The organism is Rothia sp. P5764, assembly GCF_048512965.1.
Classification (GTDB): Bacteria; Actinomycetota; Actinomycetes; order Actinomycetales; family Micrococcaceae; genus Rothia.
Genome location: NZ_JBLXXQ010000015.1, coordinates 1 through 1,260 on the forward strand (window position 1 = coordinate 1; position 1,260 = coordinate 1,260).

Annotated in this window: 1 rRNA gene; it reads left to right on the forward strand. The window is 53.3% G+C overall.

Features of this window, described 5'->3' with window-relative positions:
* Positions 1 to 1,260: ribosomal RNA gene (locus ACN08Y_RS10845) — 23S ribosomal RNA — on the forward strand; the annotation flags it as partial.

The window sequence follows — 1,260 nt, forward strand, 5'->3', positions numbered from 1 at the left end:
AATGATTCTGTGAGTAGTGGCGAGCGAAAGCGGATGAGACTAAACCTGTGGTGTGTGATACCGGTTGAGGGTTGCATCATGGGGGTTGTGGGAGTACGCATCACAGTTTCAATCGACTGTGGACGTGATGTTCTAGCATGTAGGTGAACGCCTTGGGATGGGTGACCGGAGAGGGTGAGAGTCCTGTAGCCGAAATGTGTTAGACCGCGTGTGTGCCACCCGAGTAGCACGGGGCTCGTGGAATCTCGTGTGAATCTGCCAGGACCACCTGGTAAGTCTAAATACTTTCTAGTGACCGATAGTGAATCAGTACCGTGAGGGAATGGTGAAAAGTACCCCGGGAGGGGAGTGAAATAGTACCTGAAACCGTGTGCTTACAAGCCGTTGGAGCCTTTTGGGGTGACAGCGTGCCTTTTGAAGAATGAGCCTGCGAGTTAGTGTTCTGTCGCGAGGTTAACCCGTGTGGGGAAGCCGTAGCGAAAGCGAGTCTGAATAGGGCGTGTCAGTGGCAGGATCTAGACCCGAAGCGGAGTGATCTATCCATGGCCAGGTTGAAGCGACGGTAAGACGTCGTGGAGGACCGAACCCACTTCAGTTGAAAATGGAGGGGATGAGCTGTGGATAGGGGTGAAAGGCCAATCAAACTCTGTGATAGCTGGTTCTCCCCGAAATGCATTTAGGTGCAGCGTTACGTGTTTCTTGCCGGAGGTAGAGCTACTGGATGGCCGATGGGCCCCACAGGGTTACTGACGTCAGCTAAACTCCGAATGCCGGTAAGTTAGAGCGTAGCAGTGAGACAGTGGGGGATAAGCTTCATTGTCGAGAGGGAAACAGCCCAGACCATCAACTAAGGTCCCTAAGCGTGTACTAAGTGGGAAAGGATGTGGAGTTGCTGAGACAACCAGGAGGTTGGCTTAGAAGCAGCCACCCTTGAAAGAGTGCGTAATAGCTCACTGGTCAAGTGATTCTGCGCCGATAATGTAGCGGGGCTCAAGTACACCACCGAAGTTATGGCAATGAGATTTTTTCTTGTTGGGTAGGGGAGCGTCGTGTATCCGGTGAAGCTGCGGTGTGAACCAGTGGTGGAGGGTATGCGAGTGAGAATGCAGGCATGAGTAGCGAATCACGGGTGAGAAACCCGTGCGCCGGATGATCAAGGGTTCCAGGGTCAAGCTAATCTGCCCTGGGTTAGTCGGGGCCTAAGGCGAGGCCGACAGGCGTAGTCGATGGATAACGGGTTGATATTCCCGTACCGGTGAA